Source organism: Streptomyces sp. NPDC037273 (assembly GCF_055603625.1).
Window position 1 is genome coordinate 89,975 of record NZ_JBVJVO010000020.1, and the last position, 18,362, is coordinate 108,336.

Sequence of the window (18,362 nt, forward strand, 5' to 3'; positions counted from 1 at the left end):
TGGGTAGGGGGTGATTCAGGCCATGGCGGGGTGAGGCGCGAAGAGTGCCGGAAGAGGCAGAGAAGAGAGCGAGAGCGCCAGAGTTCGATGGTGTGACCTTGGTCACTCGCAGGGGTTTGGGTGGGGTGATCCTCAGGCCGCGACGAGGAGGACCGTGCCGCCGAGGGCGAGGAGCGCGCCGGCGGCCTGGATCGCGCGGAGGCGCTCCTTGAGGACCGCGAAGGCCGCGAACGCGGTGACGACCGGGTAGAGGCTCGCGAGGACCGCGGCGAGGCTGACCGGGCCCTGCTGGGCCGCGATCGCGTAGGTGCCGTTGGCGGCGACGTCGGCGAGGCCGACGAAGGCGAGGGCCGGGAGCGCGGCGCGGATGACCGGAACCCCGCCCTCGGGGAGCGCGCGGGCGCCGCGCCGCACGGAGGCGTACAGGGCGCCGCCGCCCACCACGACGTTGGTGACGCGCTGGACGAAGAGGGCGAGGAAGAGGCCGGTGACCGTGGTGGAGGCTTCGGCGATCAGCGCCATCACCGAGCCGAAGCCGAAGGCCGCGACCAGGGTGAGCAGGACCGCCTGGCGCTGGACGGGTGCGCCGCGCAGCTCGGGGCCGCCCGCGAGGACGACGCCGAGGACCGCCACGCCGATGCCGGCGAACTGGAGCAGGCCCGGCCGGTCGCCGACGATCAGGCCGACGGAGACGGGGACGACCACGCCGAGCGAGCCGAGCGGGGAGACGACGCCCATCGGGCCGAGCGCGAGCGCCTTGTAGAAGGCGAGCATGGCGGCCGGGCCGACGACGCCGGCCCCGACCGCGTACCAGAGCTGGGGTCCGGCCTCGGTCCAGGCGCCGGTGGCGAGGACGATCGTGCCGAGCACCAGGACCGCGAGGACCTGAGAGACCACGACGACCGTGAGGGCGGGGATCCGGCGGGTGAGCAGTCCGCCGCCGAAGTCGGCGAGGCCCCAGAGCAGGCTGGTGGCCAGGGCGAACAGGGCGGTCATGGATCCTCGCAGTCGCGTACGGCAGGACGCAGTACAGTGCAGTGAACAATCGGGTGCATCCCACCGTAGTTCAGTTCATTGAACTCTGTCATCCAAAATATTGGACGGAATGTGTCGGACCTCGATCAGCTCACGCAGTCGCTCGCCCGGAACCTGAAGCGCTGGCGCAAGGAGCGCGGCTTCACCCTGGACGCGCTCGCCGCACGGGCGGGCGTCAGCCGCGGCATGATCATCCAGATCGAACAGGCCCGGACGAACCCCAGCGTCGGCACCACGGTGAAACTGGCCGACGCGCTCGGCGTCTCCATCACGACCCTCCTCGACTACGAGCAGGGCCCCCAGGTCCGGCTCGTCCCGCCCGGGCAGGCCGTCCGCATGTGGTCCACCCCCACCGGCAGCCACACCACCCTCCTGGTCGGCACCGAGGCCCGAGGCCCGCTGGAGCTCTGGTCCTGGACCCTCATGCCCGGCGACGGCAGCGCCTCCGACCCGCACCCGGACGGCACGACCGAGCTCCTGCACGTCACCGCGGGAGTCCTCACCCTCGTCGTCGACGGCGAGGAGCACGTCCTGCCCGCCGGCACCTCCGCCGTCTTCGAGGCCAACCTGGCGCACGTCTACCGCAACGACGGCGACGAGCCGGCCGAGATGACGATGGCGGTCTCCATCCCGCCCGTACGCTGAGACGGCCATCCGTCCCCGGGGCGCCGCTTGTTAGCGTGCGGGACATGCGCGCACCCATCGGAGACTTCACCGACGCCCGGCCCGCCGCCGACCGGCTCGACCTGCTCACCGCGCCCGTCGCCGCCGCCGTCCGCTCCTGGGCCGGCCCCGTCACCGTCGACCGGCTGCTGTACGTGGACACCGACCCGGCCATCGCCGACACCGCCGTCTTCGTCGAACACCACGGCGCCGAGCTGCTCGACGCGTCCGCCAACTGCGTGGTCGTCGCCGGAAAGCGGGGCGAGACCACCACCCTCGCCGCGTGCGTGGTGAAGTCGGCGACCCGGGTCGACGTCAACGGGGTCGTACGCAAGCACCTCGGCGCCCGCAAGGCCTCCTTCGCGCCGATGGACACGGCGACCGGCGAGACCGGCATGGAGTACGGCGGCATCACCCCCGTCGGCCTCCCGGCCGCCTGGCCCCTGCTCGTGGACGCCGCCGTCGTCGACACCGAGTGGGTCCTGATCGGCAGCGGCAGCCGCCGCGGCAAGCTCATCCTGCCGGGCAAGGCCTTCGCCCAACTGCCCGGCGTGGTCGTCCTGGAGGGCCTCGGCGTCCCCGTCGGCTGACCGGACACGGCCCGGGACGCCGGTGGGCGCCCCGGGCACCGGGTCTCAGCCCAGGCGCGGGATCTCGATCGCGGGGCACCGGTCCATGACCATGTCCAGGCCCGCCGCGCGGGTCCGGGCGAAGGCGTCCTCGTCGATCACGTCCAGCTGGAACCAGACCGCCTTGGCGCCGATCGCCACCGCCTCGTCGGCGATCCCGCCCGCCTGCTCGCTGTTGACGAACACGTCGACGACGTCCACCGGGAACGGGATGTCGGCCAGGGACGCGTACCCCTGCTCGCCGTGGACCGTCTCCGCCTTCGGGTGGACCGGCACGATCCGCTTTCCGAAGCGCTGGAGCACCGCCGCCACGCCGTACGCGGCCCGCGCCTGGTTCGAGGAGAGCCCCACCACCGCCCAGGTGTCGCCGGTGGAGGTCAGGATCCGCCGCACCGACTCGGACGCGGAGTACGCCGTCGGCTCGGTCGGTCCGGTGGTCGTGGTGTCGACGCTCATCGTCTGTGCTGCCTTTCCTCGGCGCGGTCCGTCCACGAAGGGAACGAACCGCGCCATGAGGTGATTCCCTCACGCCTCCCAGGCGAGCCTTTCGGTCTCGCGCGGGGCCTCTACCAGGGACGGAGTGCCCGGGCCGAAGGTCATGACGGGCCGGGCCCGGTCCCAGGCGCGCCAGCCCGGGTCGCCCGTCGTGGCGAAGGCCACCCAGGCGGCGTGCATCGCGGTCGCCAGGTCCTGGGGAGCGTTCGGGCCCGTCAGCGCGCGCGTCTCCGGCCGGTCGAGCGTGTCGAAGACGAAGCCGATTTCGAGCGCGTGGCAGGCGCGGAGGTTCTGGACGGGGGAGGGCCAGCCGAACTCGTACAGATACGTCGCGGCGGCCCCGCCGTTCAGCCGGAAGTCCGCGTACCTGTTCTGCGGGATCCGCAGCAGCTTGTCCGCCGCGAGCACGCCCAGGACCTCGCCCGGCTTCTCCCGCGTCCGGCTCTCCCGGTACACCTTCGCCACACTCGGCGAGATCTTTCCCATCCGGAGCAGGAACCGCTGTCCGAGCGGCCCCACCTTCTCGGTGTGCCCGCCCGGCACGAACCACAGCCGGTACTCGTCCGTGTTCGTGCCCATCAGCAGCTCCACGTCCGCCGAGGCGCCGTCCGCGATCAGGTCCCCCGGATGGTCAGGCAGCACCTCTCCGTCGATGGCGATGTGGAAGGTGTGCCTGCTCAGGATCGGATTGCCCTTGCCCGACACCGCGGTCTGCGCCGCGAGCAGCCGGTCCGGGTCGACCGCGGCGAACGCCTCCGCCGTCGCGGGCACCCTGAGCCGCGAGGCGATCGCCGCGGTGGTCCCCCGGGCGACCTCAAGCGACCGGGCGATCGGCGCTCCGCTCTGGATCACGGCCCGCCGGAACAGGCCCTTCGCGAGCGGCGAGGCCATCAGGGCGGCGATCGATATCGCGCCGGCCGACTCGCCGAACACGGTGATCCGGTCCGGGTCCCCGCCGAAGGCCGCGATGTTCTCCCGTACCCACGTCAGCGCGGCGATCTGGTCGCGCAGACCGAGGTTGGCGGGCGCGTCGGGGAAGACCCCGAACCCCTCGACGCCGAGCCGGTAGTTGATCGAGACGAGGACGACGCCGTCCCGGGCGAAAGCGGTGCCGTCGTACACGGGGACCGCCGAGGAGCCGTGGATCAGCGACCCGCCGTGGATCCAGACCATCACCGGACGCCCGCCTCCGCCGGGACCACCGCTTTCGGCTCCGCCGCCGGCGGGCCACGGCGCCCACACATTGAGGTTGAGGCAGTCGTCGCCCGCGACGTCGGGATCGGGGAGCAGCGCTTCGAGCGGCGGGCCGTACGGGCGCTTCGGCGCGGTCGGGCCGAAGGCCGTGGCCTCCCGGACACCCTCCCAGGGCTCGGCCGGCTCCGGCGCGCGGAACCGCAGCGCCCCCACGGGGGCCTGCGCGTAAGGGATACCGAGGAAGGCGGCCACTCCGTCCTTCCGGGCGCCGCGCAGAGCGCCGGTCCGTACGAGGGTCTCGGGGCTGTGCTGTGACATCAACTCAGGCCTTCCCTAAGGGCGATGGTGACTAGACCGTACGGAAATGACCTCACTTCGCGCCACCAGTGCGCGTTTGAGAACCTTGCCGGTCGGGCCGAGCGGCAGGGCGTCCACGAAACGCACGATCCGGGGGTACTTGTGACGGCCCAGCCGCTCCCGGGACCAGTCGACGAGCTCGTCCTCCGAGAGCGGGGCGGCGCCCTCGCGGCGTACCACCACCGCGCACACCTCCTCGCCCTTCGCCTCGTCGGGGACGCCGATCACCGCGACCTCCGAGACCGAGGGATGCCGCACGAGCACCTCCTCGACCTCACGCGGATAGATGTTGAAGCCGCCGCGGATCACCAGGTCCTTCTTGCGGTCCACGATCCGCAGGAAACCGTCCTCGTCGCGGGCGCCCAGGTCGCCGGTGCGGAACCAGCCGTCCACGAGCGCCGCGGCCGTCGCCTCCGGGTCGTCGAGATACCCGGCGAAGACGTTGTGCCCGCGCACCACGACCTCCCCGACCTCGCCGTCCGCGAGCAGCAGGACCGCGCCCTCGACGGCCGCGTCCGCCACCCCCACTTCCACGCCCCACACCGGATGCCCGACCGTCCCCGGCCTGCGGCCCAGGTGTGGCTGGTTGAAGGTGGCCACCGGCGAGGTCTCCGTCAGGCCGTACCCCTCGAGGACCTGCGTGCCGAAGGCCTCCTCGAAGCGCTCAAGGACGGCGACCGGCAGCGCCGCGCCGCCCGACACGGCGGCGCGCAGGGCCGCCGGGCGCAGCTCCGAACCCGCCGCCGCCTCCACCAGGGCGTGGTACATCGTCGGCACGCCCATGAAGACCGTCACGCCCTCGTCGGCGAGCACCCGCAGCGCCGCGGGGCCGCTGAAGCGGGGCATGAGGACGAGCGTCGCGCCCTGGCGGAGCGTGCCGTTCATCGCACAGGTCTGGCCGTAGCTGTGGAACAGCGGCAGACAGCCGAGGACGACGTCCCCGGCGCCCAGACCCAACAGGTCCTGGGACGTCACGGAGGCGTTCATGACGATGTTGAGATGGGTGAGCAGGGCGCCCTTGGGGCGGCCCGTCGTCCCGCTCGTGTAGAGGATCACGGCGGTGCCGGAGGCCTCGGCGGGCTCCGGCGCGGACAGCGGCTCCGCCGCCGACGGCGCCCCCTGGAAGGCCCGCACCCCGGCGGCCCGCGCCGCCTCGTCGGCCACCGCCCACAGCGGCCCGCCGCTGACGATGCCGACCGCGCCGCTGTGCTCCAGGACGTACCGCACCTCGTCCGCGACGAGCAGCGCGTGCACCGGCACCACCGTCGCACCGGCCGCGAGGGCCCCGTAGTAGACGCGCAGGAACTCGGTCGTGTTCGGCAGCAGCACGGCCAGCCGGTCACCCGGCCGCACCCCGGCCTCCCGCAGCCCCGCGGCGCAGCGCAGCGCCTCCGTCCACAGCTCCCCGTAGGTGAGCCGGGTCGCCCCCTCGACGACCGCGATCCGGTCGGGGAAGTGGCGGGCGGACTCGCCGAGAACACCGGCGACGCTCAGTGACATGACACGCTCCAGGGACGTGGAGGGGACGACACCGGGGCGCCGCTCACGGGAAGCGGAGACGACGGCGTCGTCGACCATCGGCCGACACGCCACAGAATCCGCCGCGACCCCGCCCCCGCACCATGTGCAGACGCCCACCATGCGACCGCCCCGGCTGGGCAGCGGCCCCTCCGTCGAGCCCGACCCGTGGCATTCGCCAAATCCCGCCGCTACCGTGCCTCGCATGACCCACAGCCCGGCCGCACCCGGCGAGCCCGCCGGCCCGCGCTCCGGCGGCAGCCACACGCCCCTGGGCGGCGCCGGAGGCTCCGGCGCGCTCCGCCGCTCCCTCGCCACGACGATGCTCGCCGACGTCGACCGGCTCACCGACCGCGCCGTCGACGACATCCGCGCCCACTCGGGCACGTACGCCTCCGGGGCCCCCGTCACCCGCGAGGACCTGTGGGAGATCTGCCGGGACAACCTGCTGCGCGCCCTGGAGGACTTCGGCGGCCTCCAGGCCACCGGCGGCGACTTCGAATGGGCGGCGCGCGAGACCGGACGCCGCCGCGCCGAACAGGGCGTGCCGCTCGACACCGTGCTCCAGGCCTACCGGCGCGGCGGCCGGGTCCTCTGGCAGGTGATGGCCGAGCACCTCAGGGTCCGGGCCGGCCGGGCCTCCGACAGCCGCGACATCGAACTCGACATGGCGAGCGGCGTCTGGGAGACCATCGACCGCTACTCGGTCGCCATGGCCGACGCCTATCGGATCGCGCAGCTGGAGCTGCAGAGCCGCCAGGACACCCGGCGCGTCGCCCTCTTCGAGGCGCTGCTCGACGGCCGCGCCGACGACCCCGCCGTCGCCTCGGCCGCCGCCGCCGCGCTCGGCGTCCCCCCGGTCGACCGGTACGTCGCCGTCGTCGCCGCCCAGGACCCGGCCGCGCCGCCGCACCTCGCCCCCGTCCTGGAGGCCCAGGGCCTGTGGTCCTTCTGGCGGCCCCGCTCGGGGCGGTACGCCGGCATCGTCCGGCTGCCCCGCCGGGTCACGCCCCAGGGACGGCCGGCGACCGGGCCTGGCGGCGACGATCCGGCGGTACGCACCCTCCTCACGGCCCTGCGCGAGCGGACCGGCGCGACCGCCGGCGTCTCCCCGGAGTTCGATCGGCTCTCCCAGGCCGGCCGCGCCCTGCGGCTCGCCGAACAGACCCTCCGCACCCTGCGGGCCGGCAGCGGCGAGGTCGCGGGCTTCGACGCCCGGCTCGCCGAGGTGCTCCTCAGCGGCCGCACCGACATCGCCGAGCGGATCGTCACCGTCCACCTCGGGCCCGTCCTCGCCACCGGCGGCGAACGCGCCGCGCTCCTCACCACCCTCCGGGCCTGGCTCGACCACGGCTGCTCCGCCTCCCGGGCCGCCGAGGAGCTCTACTGCCACCGCAACACCGTCCTCAACCGCATCGGCCGCATCGCCGAGCTCACCGGCCGCTCCAGTGAGTCCGGCGACGCCCGCCTCGGCTGGGCCCTCGCCCTGCGCGCCCTGCCGTACGCGGGCCTCGCCGCCGCACCCGTACCGGCCGCGGGGGAGCGGGACGCCGACGGAACGTAGGCTGGCCGGATGCAGGAGCAGTACCGCACGCCGGCCCACGAGGGCGTCCACGAGACCGAGATCAACCGCTCGCGCTTCCTCTGCGCGCTGGCGCCCGTCGCCGACGAACGGGAGGCGCAGGAGTTCATCGCGCGCGTCCGCAAGGAGCACCCGACCGCCACCCACAACTGCTTCGCGTACGTCCTCGGCGCCGACGCCTCCGTCCAGAAGGCCAGCGACGACGGCGAACCCGGCGGCACCGCCGGCGTCCCCATGCTCCAGATGCTGCTGCGCCGCGACATGCGGTACGTCGCCGCCGTCGTCACCCGCTACTACGGCGGCGTGAAGCTCGGCGCCGGCGGCCTCATCCGCGCCTACGGCGGTGTCGTCGGCGAGGCCATCGACGCGCTCGGCACCGTCACCCGGCAGCGCTTCCGGCTCGCCACCGTCACCGTCGACCACCAGCGGGCGGGCAAGCTGGAGAACGACCTCCGCGCCACCGGGCGCGCCGTGCGGGACGTCCGCTACGCCGACGCCGTCACCCTGGAGATCGGCCTCCCCGACTCCGACGTCCCCGCCTTCCGCGCCTGGCTGGCCGACATCACGGCGGGCACCGCCACCCTCGAACTCGGCGGAGAGGCGTACGGCGACGCGTGACCCGCGCCACGGCGCGCGGTGGCGTACCCGGGCGTGACCCGCGGCCCGTGGGCACGGTGCCGGCCGGGGGACGTGACGCCCGCCACCCGCTGGGCGTGGTCCCGCGCCGGACGGCCCCGGCCACCCCGTCCGCCGGGATAGCGTGGAGGGCGCACAGGACGGGAACGAGCGAGCGAGGAGCGGCACACATGCGGGGTGGGACGGCATCGTGAGGCTCCTGCACACCTCGGACTGGCATCTCGGCCGGTCCTTCCACCGGGTCGGCCTGCTCGACGCACAGGCCGCCTTCCTCGACCACCTCGTGGCGACGGTCCACGCGCACCAGGCCGACGCGGTCCTCGTCGCCGGGGACGTCTACGACCGGGCCGTGCCCCCGCTGACCGCCGTCGAGCTCTTCGACACCGCCCTGCACCGCCTCGCCGAGGCCGGGGTGCCCACCGTCATGATCTCCGGCAACCACGACTCCGCCCGCCGCCTCGGCGTCGGCGCCGGACTCATCCAGCGGGCCGGCATCCACCTCCGTACCGACCCCGACGGCATCGGCACCCCCGTCGTCCTCTCCGACGCCCACGGCGACGTCGCGCTCTACGGCCTGCCCTACCTGGAACCCGCCCTCGTGCGCGACCGGCTCGGCGCCGCCAAGGCCGGCCACGAGGCCGTGCTCGCGGCCGCGATGGACCGGGTCCGCGCCGACCTCGCGACCCGGCCCGCCGGCACCCGCTCGGTCGTCCTCGCGCACGCCTTCGTGGCGGGCGGCGAGCCCAGCGACAGCGAACGCGACATCACCGTCGGCGGCGTCGCGGCCGTGCCCAGCGGGGTCTTCGACGGCGTCGACTACGTGGCCCTCGGCCACCTCCACGGCAGCCAGACCGTCACCCCGCGCGTCCGCTACTCCGGCTCCCCCCTCGCCTACTCCTTCTCCGAGGCCGACCACCGCAAGACGATGTGGCTCGTCGACCTCGGCGCGGACGGCGCGATCACCGAGGCCGTACGCGTCGACTGCCCCGTCCCGCGGCCCCTCGCCCGCATCCGGGGGCGGCTCGACGACCTGCTCGCCGACCCCGCGCTCACCCCGCACGAGCAGGCCTGGGTCGAGGCCACCCTCACCGATCCGACCCGCCCGGCCGAGCCCATGGCCCGGCTCACCGAGCGGTTCCCGCACACCCTCCACCTCGTCTTCGACCCCGAGCGGACCGGGGACGACACCGGCGGCTCCTACGCCCAGCGGCTCCGGGACCGCAGCGACCAGCAGATCGCGGAGGACTTCGTGGCCCACGTGCGCGGCGGCGCAGCCCTCGACGGCGCCGAACGGACCGTCCTGTACGGCGCGTTCGACGACGTACGGGTCGACACGGCCGAACGGGAGGCCGACCGATGAGGCTGCACCGCCTGGAGATCACCGCGTTCGGGCCCTTCGGCACCACGCAGTCCGTCGACTTCGACGCCCTCTCGTCGGCCGGGCTCTTCCTCCTCCACGGACCCACCGGCGCCGGCAAGACCTCCGTCCTCGACGCCGTCTGCTTCGCCCTGTACGGGACCGTCCCCGGCGTCCGCCAGACCCCCGGCACCACCCTCCGCAGCGACCACGCCCCCGTCGGCACCCCGACCGAGGTCCTCCTCGAACTGACCGTGGGGGAGCGGCGCCTCGAGATCACCCGGCGCCCCGCCCAGCAGCGCCCCAAGAAGCGCGGCGGCGGCTTCACCACCGAGAAGGCCCAGACCTGGCTGCGCGAGTACGACTCCGCCACCGGCGAATGGAACGGGCTCAGCCGCTCCCACCAGGAGATCGGCGAGGAGATCACCCAGCTCGTCGGCATGAGCCGCGAACAGTTCTGCCAGGTCGTGCTCCTCCCGCAAGGCGACTTCGCCAAGTTCCTGCGCGCCGACGCCGAAGCACGCGGACGGCTCCTCGGGCGCCTCTTCGACACCCGCAGGTTCGCCGCCGTCGAAGAGCGGCTCGCCGACCTGCGGCGCGCCGCCCTCCAGGAAGTGGAGGAGGGCGACACGCGGCTGCTCACCCTCACCCACCGCATGACGCAGGCCGCGAGCGGCCTCGACGCGGCCCGCACCCCCGTCGAGGGACGGCCCGGCGACCCCGGCCTCGCCGAAGCGGCGCTCACCTGGGCCGCCGTCGCCCGCACCGAGTCCCGCGAGGCCCTCGACATCGCCGGAGTACGGTTCCACCGGGCCGAGTCCGGCCAGGCCGCCGCGCGCGCCGCCCTCGACGCCGCCCAGGACCTCGCGGCGCGCCAGGCCCGGCACGCCGACGCCCTCCGGCGCCAGGAGCGGCTCGCCGCCCTCGCCCCCGAGCGCGACCGGCACCAGGCCGCCCTCGACCGGAGCCTCAAGGCCGACCGGGTGGCGCCCGCCCTCGGCCTGCGCCGGGACGCCGAGCGCGAGCACACCACCGCGCACGCCGCCCGCACCCGGCTCCGCGCCCTGCTGCCCCCCGACCTCGCCGACGCCGGGACCGAACAGCTCTCGGCCCGCGAACACGGCCTGCGCGAGGACCTCGGCGGTCTCGAAGCGGCCCGCCGCGCCGAGCGCCGCGCCGCCGTCGTCGCCGAGGAGCGCGCCGGGCTCGCCAGGGAGGCGCGGGCCGACGAGGACGCCCTCCAGGACGCGGCCGGCTGGCTCGCCGGCTGGGACACCCGCCGCGCCGCCCTCATCGAGCGCGTCGAAGCCGCCACGGACGCCGCCGCCCGCGCCGAACACCTCGCCGGCCGGCTCGAACCCGCCCGCCGCCGCCTCGCCGCCGCCCGCCGGCGCGACGCGCTCGCCCACTCCACCCGGACGGCCGAGGCCCGCCTCGCCGACGCCCGCGAGCACCGGAACACCGCCCACGAGACCTGGCTCGACGTCAAGTCCCGGCGCCTGGAGGGCATCGCCGCCGAACTGGCCGTCACCCTCACCCCCGGCGACCCCTGCCAGGTCTGCGGCTCCACCGAGCACCCCGCGCCCGCGCGCACCACCGCCGACCACGTCGACCGGGCCACCGAGGACGCCGCCTACGCGGTGTACACCGCCGCCGAAGAGGCCCGGACCGCCGCCGAACGCGAGCTGGCCGGCACCCGGGAGGCCTGGTCGGCGGCCCGCGCGGAGGTCCTGGCGGGGGCCGCCGCAGACCCGGCCGGAGCGGCGGCCGGAGCGGCGGCCGGAGCGGCGGCCGGAGCCGCTGCCCAGCCGGCCGCGGACGCCGAGTGTGAGCCGACCGTCGACGAACTCACTAGCGAGGTCGACGAGTTGACCCGGCTGCACGCCGAGGCGCACGCCCTCGCCGGGCAGACGCACAGCGCCCGGGAGGCGCTCGCGCGGGCCGAGCGGGAGTACGAGGAGCGGGACGGCGCGCGTCGGGAGACCGAGCGGCGGGTCGCCGCGCGGACCTCGCGGCGCGAGGCACTGGACCGTGAGCAGGCCTCGCTCGACGAGGAACTCGCCCGGGGGCGCGGCGCGTTCGCCACCGTGGCCGAACACGCCACCCTCCTCGAACGCCGCATCGCCCTCCTGGTGGACGCCGCCGGCACCGTACGCGACGCCGAGCTCGCCGCCCAGCGCCTCAAGGAGGCCGACGACCGGCTCGCCGACGCGGCCTACCGCGCCGGGTTCACGACCCCGGAGGAGGCCGCGGGCGCCCTGCTCGACGAGGGACAGCGCCGCACCCTCCAGCAGCGCGTGGACGGCTGGCGCGCCGAGGCCGCCGCCGTCGCCGACCGGCTCGCCGAACCGGGCACCGCGGCCGCCGCCGCCCTCCCGGCCGCCGACCCCGCGGCGGCCGAGGCCGCCCACACGGCGGCGGAACGCGCGGTCCGCGAGGCCGCAGCCGTCCTGTCCGCCGCACGGGAACGGACCGCCGGCCTCGCCGAGTTGTCCGAGCAGGCCGCCCGAGAGGTCCGGCGGCTCGGACCGCTGCGCGAGGAGTACGACCGGGTGGCCCGGCTCGCGGGCCTCACCGCCGGCACCTCCGCCGAGAACGAGCGCCGGATGCGCCTGGAGTCGTACGTCCTGGCCGCCCGGCTCGAACAGGTCGCCGCCGCCGCGACCGCCCGCCTCCAGCGCATGTCCGCGGGCCGCTACACGCTCGTCCACTCCGACGCCCGCGCGGGCGGCAAGCGGGCCGGCCTCGGGCTGCACGTCGTCGACGCCTGGACGGGAAACGAGCGCGACACGGCCACGCTCTCCGGCGGCGAGACCTTCTTCGCCTCGCTCGCCCTGGCGCTCGGTCTCGCCGACGTCGTCACCGACGAGGCCGGCGGCGTCCGGCTCGACACCCTCTTCATCGACGAGGGCTTCGGCAGCCTCGACGAACAGACCCTGGACGAGGTCCTCGACGTCCTCGACTCGCTGCGCGAGCGCGACCGCAGCGTCGGCATCGTCAGCCACGTCGGCGACCTGCGCCGCCGCATCCCGGCCCAGCTGGAGGTCGTGAAGGCGCGGGACGGCTCGGCGGTGCGGCTGCGGACCGGCGGGGACGCGCTCAGCGGCTGATGGCGCGCCGGGGGAGCGGAGAGGAGTAGACGACGCTCGTCGTCACCGAGCCGAGCGTGGCGATCTTCCCGGAGACCTCCTCCAGGTGCTTCATGGAGCGCGTGGCGACCTTGAGGACGAAACAGTCGTCGCCGGTGACGTGGTGGGCTTCCAGGACCTCGGGCGTGCTGTCGAGCAGGTCGTGGAACGGCTTGTAGTTGCCGTGCGGATAGCGGAGCCGTACGAAGGCGAGGATGGGCAGTCCGAGCCGGTCCTGGTCCACGATCGCGGTGTACCCGGCGATCACCCCGGCCTCCTCGAGGCGTCGCACCCGCTCCGTCACCGCGGACGGCGACATCGACACGGCGCGGGCGAGTTCGGCGAAGCTGGCACGGCCCTCGGCCTGCAGGGCCTGGAGAATCCGCCAGTCGGTGGCGTCCGGGATGTATTCGCTGCTCATGAAGCAGACACTGCAGGGGAATCCCCGGCCGATCAAGTGATCAGCCGGGGATTCTCATGATCCGGAAAGAGCGCCTCGGCGGCCGGTCAGAGGCGGGACAGCTCGTCGACGAGGTCGTCGAGGCCGAGCGGCCCCTGCGACAGGGCCGCCATGTGCCAGGCCTTCGCGTCGAACGCGTCGCCGTGCGCCGCCCGCGCGTTGGCGCGGCCGAGCAGCCAGGCACGCTCGCCCAGCTTGTAGCCGATCGCCTGGCCCGGCATCGAGAGGTAGCGGGTCATCTCGCTCTCCACGAAGGCCGGCGGACGGCTGCTGTGCAGCTGGAAGAACTCCTGGGCCAGCTCCGGGGTCCAGGTCTCGCCCGGGTGGAACGGCGAATCGGCCGGGATCTCCAGGGCCAGGTGCATGCCGATGTCGACGATCACCCGACAGGCGCGCATCATCTGGCCGTCGAGATAACCGAGGCGCCGCTCGGCGTCGGGCAGGAACCCGAGCTCGTCCATCAGGCGCTCGGCGTACAGCGCCCAGCCCTCCGCGTTGGCGCTGACCTTGCCGAGGGTCGCCTGGTAGCGGGAGAGCCGGTCGGCCACGTGCACCCACTGCGCGATCTGCAGGTGGTGGCCCGGCACGCCCTCGTGGTACCAGGTCGAGACCAGGTCGTACACCGGGAAGCGGGTGGTGCCGTCGACCGGGAGCCAGGTGCGGCCGGGGCGCGAGAAGTCCTCGGACGGGCCCGTGTAGTACGGGGCCGCGGCCCCGCCCGGCGGGGCGATCCGGGACTCCACCCGCCGCACGCGGTCGGCGAGTTCGAAGTGGGTGCCGTCGAGCGCCTCGATGGCCTCGTCCATGAGCTCCTGGAGCCAGACGCGGACCTCCTCCGTGCCCTCGATGTGCGTGCCGTGCTCGTCGAGGTGGGCGAGCGCCTCCCAGGGGCCCGCGCCCGGCAGGATCCGCTCGGCCTCGGTCCGCATCTCGGCGAGCAGCCGGTGGTACTCGGCCCAGCCGTACGCGTACGCCTGGTCGAGGTCCAGGTCCGTGCCGTTGAAGAAGCGGGTCCAGCGCTGGTAGCGCTCACGGCCCACCGTGTCCGGGGCGCCGGCCACGGCGGGGGCGTACACGTCCCGCATCCAGTCCCGCAGCGCCGCGACGGCCGCGGTGGCCTCCTTGCCGGCCGCCGCGAGCTCGGCACGGAGGGCGTCGGGCAGCGTGTCGGGGCCGGAGGTGGCGAACTCCTCGAACCAGCCGCGCTGTCCGCTCGTCCCGCCGGACCACTCGGTGAGCTGGCCGATGAAGGTGGCGGTGGGGCGGGGGCCGCCGTGGAGCTTGCGCTCGAGGCCGAGTTCGAGGGAGGAGCGGTACCCCTCAAGGGCGGCGGGGACGGCGCGCAGCCGGGAGGCGACCGCGGTCCAGTCCTCCTCGGTGTCGGTCGCCATCACGGTGAAGACGATGCGGACGCTGTGCGCGGGCGAGCGCATGTTGCTGACCGCGCAGAGGCCCTCGTCGGCCTCGTGGACGGCGAGTTCGGCCGTCAGGCGCTCGCGCAGCAGACGGGCGCAGCGGCGCTCGGCGTCGTCGTCGGCACCGGGCACGCGCTCCGCCTCGTCGAGCCGGGCGAGGGTGCGGCGCGCGAGGTCGGCGACGGCGCGCTGACCGGCGGGCGAGAAGTCGGGCAGCAGTCCGGCGCTCTCCTTGACTCCCAGGTACGTTCCGGTGATCGGGTCGAGGGCGATGAGTGCGTCGACGTGGTCGTCGGCGACCTGGCGGGGCAGCGGGCTGCTGGAAGTCTCTGGCATGGGGGCCATCCTGATGCCTCCGGCATGCCCGCGTCACCCTGGCCCGGCCTCAGTCGGCTGACAAGGAGGGGCTCGGACCGGGCGGCAGGAGCGGGCCGCACTCCCACTGCTGGAAGATCAGCCGGGTCTCGACGCGGGCGACCTCGCGGCGCGAGGTGAACGCGTCGAGAACAAGTCGTTGCAGGTCGGCGGGGTCCGGGACGGCCACGTGCACCAGATAGTCGTCGGGCCCCGTCAGGTGGAAGAGGGCCCGGGTCTCCGGCAGCGCCCGGATCCGGTCGACGAACGGGCCGATCAATTCCCGCCGGTGGGGGCGGACCTGGACGAGAAGCAGTGCTTCGAGACCACGGCCGAGTTTGGCCGGATCCAGTCGTAGCTGGTGTCCGAGGATCACGCCCGTGCGGCGCAATCGGGCCACTCGGTCCAGGCAGGTCGAGGGCGCCACGCCGACATCCGCGGCGAGTTCGCGGTAGGTGCTCCGGGCGTCGTTCTGCAACAGGCGAAGAATGTGCAGATCGACCGCGTCCAGTACGACAGAATCGGCCATCGGGCGAACGTAGCACGGCGATTTTTCGCTACTTCCCGGTATCCGCGCACAGTTCCGCCATGGACGCCATGGACTACGGCCCCTCGGCCACCCCGAGGGCCCTCGCCACCGAAGCCGTGCACGCCGGCCGCGACGACCTCGCCGGACTCGGGCTGCACGCCCCGCCGATCGACCTTTCCACCACCTACCCGTCGTACGACGCCCGGGCCGAGGCCGCCCGGATCGACGAGTTCGCCGCCACCGGCGCCCGCCTCGACGGGCCGCCGGTCTATGCCCGGCTCGACAACCCCACCGTCGCCCGCTTCGAGGAGGCGCTCGCCCGCCTGGAGGGCGCCGAGGCCGCCGTCGCCTTTGCCAGCGGCATGGCCGCTCTCTCCGCCGTCCTCCTCGCCCGGGCGAGCCAGGGCCTGCGCCATGTGGTCGCGGTCCGCCCGCTCTACGGCTGCAGCGACCACCTCCTCGACGCCGGACTGCTCGGCACCGAGGTGACCTGGACCGACCCGGCGGGCGTCGCGGCCGCGATCCGGCCCGACACCGGCCTCGTCATGGTGGAGACGCCCGCCAACCCGACCCTCGCCGAGGCCGACATCCGGGCCCTCGCCCACTCCTGCGGCACCGTGCCGCTCCTCGTCGACAACACCTTCGCCACCCCGGTGCTCCAGCGGCCCGTCGAACAGGGCGCCCGCGTCGTCCTGCACAGCGCCACCAAGTACCTCGGCGGCCACGGCGACGTCATGGGCGGCGTCGTGGCCTGCGACGAGGAGTTCGCCCGTACGCTCCGCCAGATCCGCTTCGCCACCGGCGGCGTGCTCCACCCGCTCGCCGGCTATCTGCTCCTCCGCGGTCTGTCGACCCTGCCGGTACGGGTACGGGCGGCGTCCGCCTCCGCGGCGGAGCTCGTACGGCGGCTCACCACCGACCCCCGGATCGCCCGGGTCCACTACCCCCGCGTCGGCGGCGCGATGATCGCCTTCGAGGTGTACGGCGAGCCCCACGAGGTCATCGCCGGGGTACGGCTCATCACCCCGGCGGTCAGCCTCGGCAGCGTCGACACCCTCATCCAGCACCCGGCCTCCATCAGCCACCGGATCGTGGCCGAGGGAGACCGGCGCTCGGCGGGCGTCAGCGACCGGCTGCTGCGGATGTCGGTCGGTCTCGAGGACGTCGAGGATCTGTGGCGGGATCTGACCCAGGCGCTCAGCGCCCCGACCGCCGGACCCCCTCGTGCCACTGCTCCTGCGGGGTCCGGCCGGCCGGCCGGGGCGCCGCGGCCAGCCGGGCGGTGATCACCAGGGTGCCCTCCTCGATCTGGTAGTCGAGGGGGAGGTTCAGCGCCCGCATCGCGGCCACCATCCCGGTGTTGGAGGACTGCGTCACGGCGTAGACGCTCGCGCAGCCGGCCTCCTCGGCCAGCTTCACCAGCCGGCCGAGGAGCTCCGAGCCGATGCCGCGGCGCTGCCAGTCGTCCTCGACGAGGAGCGCGACCTCCGTCTCGTCGCCGTCCCACAGCAGGTGGCCGAGGGCGACGAGCCGGCCGGAGGCCGTCTGCACGGCGAGGGTGCGTCCGAAGCGGGGGCTGAGCAGATGGTCGAGATAGCGGTCGGCGTCGCCCACCGGGCCGTGGTAGCGCAGCCCGAGCGTGCGGGCCGAGCAGCGGTCGTGCATGGCGCGCGCGGCGGCCAGGTCGCGCTGGTCGGCGCGGCGGACGGTGATCTCGTTGCCCTCGGGCAGGGTCAGCACGTCCTGGCTCCGCGGCAGCCGCGGCCCCAGCCGCGCGTCGAGCTCCACGAGCGCGCGGGCCCGGGCGAACTCGGTGGGAGTGAACGGCAGATAGGGCCGCTCGACGAGCAGCGTGCCCCCGTGCGGGTCGCGCAGCCGCATCACCGTCTCCTCCAGGACCCCCTCGACCGGGGCCTGTTCGCCGATCGGCCGGCCGGTCAGCGAGACGGCCGGGATCGAGTGCAGCGTGCAGCGCCCGAGCAGCTGGCGCAGCGCGAGCGGAAGCTCCGCCGCGTCGAGCGCGGTACGGGTCGCCAGCCCCAGCACCCGGGTGGGCGTGTCCACCAGGTCGTGGGCGTCGGCCCGCTCGGTCCACGTGTCGCGCCCACCGCCCGCCGCGATCTCCCGCGCCAGGTCCTGCCCGGACAGCCCCGCCGGGGCCCGCAGCAGGAACTCGTCGACCGTGCCGTCCGCCAGCGGATGCGTCTGCAGCGTCAGGATGTCCACACCCAGCCGCGCCAGCACCGTGCACAGCGCGGCGAGACTTCCGGGCTCGTCCGCGACGGTCGTCCGCATCCGCCACAGGGCCGTCTCGACGGGCGCGGACGAAGCGTCCGGGGCGCCGGCCGCGCCGGACGCGCCGGTACCGGCGGCACCGGCCGCACCGGTGGTACCGGCGGCACCGGCCGCACCGGCGGCACCGGCCGCACCGGTGGTACCGGCAGCACCGGCGGTACCGGTCGTACCGGTCAGCCCGGCGGTACCGGCCGCACCGGCCGGATCGGCCGCTCCGGTGGTACCGGCCGCCCGGGTCGGACCGGCCGGTCCGGCTGCTCCGGTGGTACCGGCCGGTCCGGACGTTCCGGCGGCTGCGGCCGCGCCGGTCGCGCCGTACGTGCCCGTCGCCTCGGTGCGGCTCCGCCTGCCCTTGAGGCCGAAGCGTCGGCGGGGGCGCCGGCCGGCCGACGGGGCCGTGGCGGAGTGCCCGGCGGTGACACCGTCCGGGTCACCGCCGGGCGGGGCATGGCTGGCATGGCCGTGTCGCCGGGCCCACCAGGTGTGGAAGGCGGCGGTGGCGACCAGGGCGATGGCCGAGAACACCAGGAGGTAGGGGCCGTCCGGGCCCTTGGCGATGGTCTTGGCGATCGTGTCGGCCACCACCACGGCGGTGAACAGCGCGGCGAGCTCGATCAGGTCGTGCCGCCAGTGGTGCGGGCGGCGGGTGCTCTTCGAAGACGTCACATCGGTCATGTCCTCACTGTGACCCAGCGGTGTTGCGTGATCACGAACG

General features: G+C 74.6%; 15 protein-coding genes. 7 read left to right on the forward strand and 8 right to left on the reverse strand.

Annotation, left to right across the window (positions count from 1 at the left end; all coding sequences use genetic code 11):
- Positions 1–132: 132 nt before the first annotated feature.
- Positions 133–996, reverse strand: coding sequence for an EamA family transporter (locus ACZ7G1_RS35175; RefSeq protein ID WP_470879018.1), 864 nt, complete (start codon positions 994–996; stop codon positions 133–135).
- A gap of 111 nt (positions 997–1,107) precedes the next feature.
- Between ACZ7G1_RS35175 and ACZ7G1_RS35180 the strand changes: the two genes are divergently transcribed.
- Both ACZ7G1_RS35180 and ACZ7G1_RS35185 read left to right on the forward strand, forming a co-directional pair.
- The gene (locus tag ACZ7G1_RS35180) at positions 1,108–1,680 is read left to right on the forward strand and encodes a helix-turn-helix domain-containing protein (protein ID WP_470879017.1); all 573 of its coding nucleotides are present in this window, start codon (positions 1,108–1,110) and stop codon (positions 1,678–1,680) included.
- A 44-nt stretch (positions 1,681–1,724) separates the two neighbouring features.
- Positions 1,725–2,288 carry a YbaK/EbsC family protein gene (locus ACZ7G1_RS35185; RefSeq protein WP_470879015.1) on the forward strand — a complete coding sequence of 188 codons (564 nt, stop codon included), beginning with the start codon at positions 1,725–1,727 and terminating at the stop codon, positions 2,286–2,288.
- Between the two features lie 45 nt (positions 2,289–2,333).
- On the opposite strand, the gene ACZ7G1_RS35190 is transcribed toward ACZ7G1_RS35185, so the two are convergent.
- From ACZ7G1_RS35190 to ACZ7G1_RS35200, 3 genes are all read right to left on the reverse strand, one after another.
- Positions 2,334–2,783: a CoA-binding protein gene (locus tag ACZ7G1_RS35190; protein WP_470879013.1), complete on the reverse strand. Its 450-nt coding sequence runs from the start codon at positions 2,781–2,783 to the stop codon at positions 2,334–2,336.
- A gap of 69 nt (positions 2,784–2,852) precedes the next feature.
- Positions 2,853–4,334 (reverse strand): carboxylesterase/lipase family protein, encoded by a 1,482-nt coding sequence (locus ACZ7G1_RS35195; protein ID WP_470879012.1) that lies wholly within the window; start codon positions 4,332–4,334, stop codon positions 2,853–2,855.
- Positions 4,335–4,349: 15 nt separating this feature from the next.
- Positions 4,350–5,873: a long-chain-fatty-acid--CoA ligase gene (locus tag ACZ7G1_RS35200; RefSeq protein ID WP_470879011.1), complete on the reverse strand. Its 1,524-nt coding sequence runs from the start codon at positions 5,871–5,873 to the stop codon at positions 4,350–4,352.
- Positions 5,874–6,096: 223 nt separating this feature from the next.
- On the opposite strand from ACZ7G1_RS35200, the gene ACZ7G1_RS35205 reads away from it, so the two are divergent.
- From ACZ7G1_RS35205 to ACZ7G1_RS35220, 4 genes are all read left to right on the forward strand, one after another.
- Positions 6,097–7,455: a PucR family transcriptional regulator gene (locus ACZ7G1_RS35205; RefSeq protein ID WP_470879010.1), complete on the forward strand. Its 1,359-nt coding sequence runs from the start codon at positions 6,097–6,099 to the stop codon at positions 7,453–7,455.
- Positions 7,456–7,464: 9 nt separating this feature from the next.
- A complete protein-coding gene (locus ACZ7G1_RS35210) occupies positions 7,465–8,091 on the forward strand; it encodes a YigZ family protein (protein WP_470879009.1) in 627 nt (208 codons plus the stop codon).
- Positions 8,092–8,299: 208 nt separating this feature from the next.
- Entirely contained in the window at positions 8,300–9,469 is a 1,170-nt protein-coding gene (locus ACZ7G1_RS35215; RefSeq protein ID WP_470879008.1) for an exonuclease SbcCD subunit D, read from the forward strand.
- Positions 9,466–12,576: an AAA family ATPase gene (locus ACZ7G1_RS35220; RefSeq protein ID WP_470879007.1), complete on the forward strand. Its 3,111-nt coding sequence runs from the start codon at positions 9,466–9,468 to the stop codon at positions 12,574–12,576. The genes ACZ7G1_RS35215 and ACZ7G1_RS35220 overlap by 4 nt, the downstream gene beginning before the upstream one ends.
- On the opposite strand, the gene ACZ7G1_RS35225 is transcribed toward ACZ7G1_RS35220, so the two are convergent.
- The 3 genes from ACZ7G1_RS35225 to ACZ7G1_RS35235 all read right to left on the reverse strand — a co-directional run bounded on the left by ACZ7G1_RS35225 (position 12,566) and on the right by ACZ7G1_RS35235 (position 15,352).
- Positions 12,566–13,015: an Lrp/AsnC family transcriptional regulator gene (locus tag ACZ7G1_RS35225; protein ID WP_470879006.1), complete on the reverse strand. Its 450-nt coding sequence runs from the start codon at positions 13,013–13,015 to the stop codon at positions 12,566–12,568. The genes ACZ7G1_RS35220 and ACZ7G1_RS35225 overlap by 11 nt on opposite strands.
- 86 nt (positions 13,016–13,101) lie before the next feature.
- Entirely contained in the window at positions 13,102–14,805 is a 1,704-nt protein-coding gene (locus ACZ7G1_RS35230) for a DUF885 domain-containing protein (RefSeq protein ID WP_470879005.1), read from the reverse strand.
- Between the two features lie 49 nt (positions 14,806–14,854).
- Positions 14,855–15,352, reverse strand: a complete 498-nt coding sequence (locus ACZ7G1_RS35235) for an Lrp/AsnC family transcriptional regulator (protein ID WP_470879004.1) — start codon at positions 15,350–15,352, stop codon at positions 14,855–14,857.
- A gap of 59 nt (positions 15,353–15,411) precedes the next feature.
- Here ACZ7G1_RS35235 and ACZ7G1_RS35240 point away from each other — a divergent pair, with 59 nt between their 5' ends.
- Positions 15,412–16,638, forward strand: a complete 1,227-nt coding sequence (locus ACZ7G1_RS35240) for a trans-sulfuration enzyme family protein (protein ID WP_470879003.1) — start codon at positions 15,412–15,414, stop codon at positions 16,636–16,638.
- On the opposite strand, the gene ACZ7G1_RS35245 is transcribed toward ACZ7G1_RS35240, so the two are convergent.
- The gene (locus ACZ7G1_RS35245; protein ID WP_470879002.1) at positions 16,550–18,322 is read right to left on the reverse strand and encodes a GNAT family N-acetyltransferase; all 1,773 of its coding nucleotides are present in this window, start codon (positions 18,320–18,322) and stop codon (positions 16,550–16,552) included. The genes ACZ7G1_RS35240 and ACZ7G1_RS35245 overlap by 89 nt on opposite strands.
- Between the last annotated feature and the right edge of the window lie 40 nt (positions 18,323–18,362).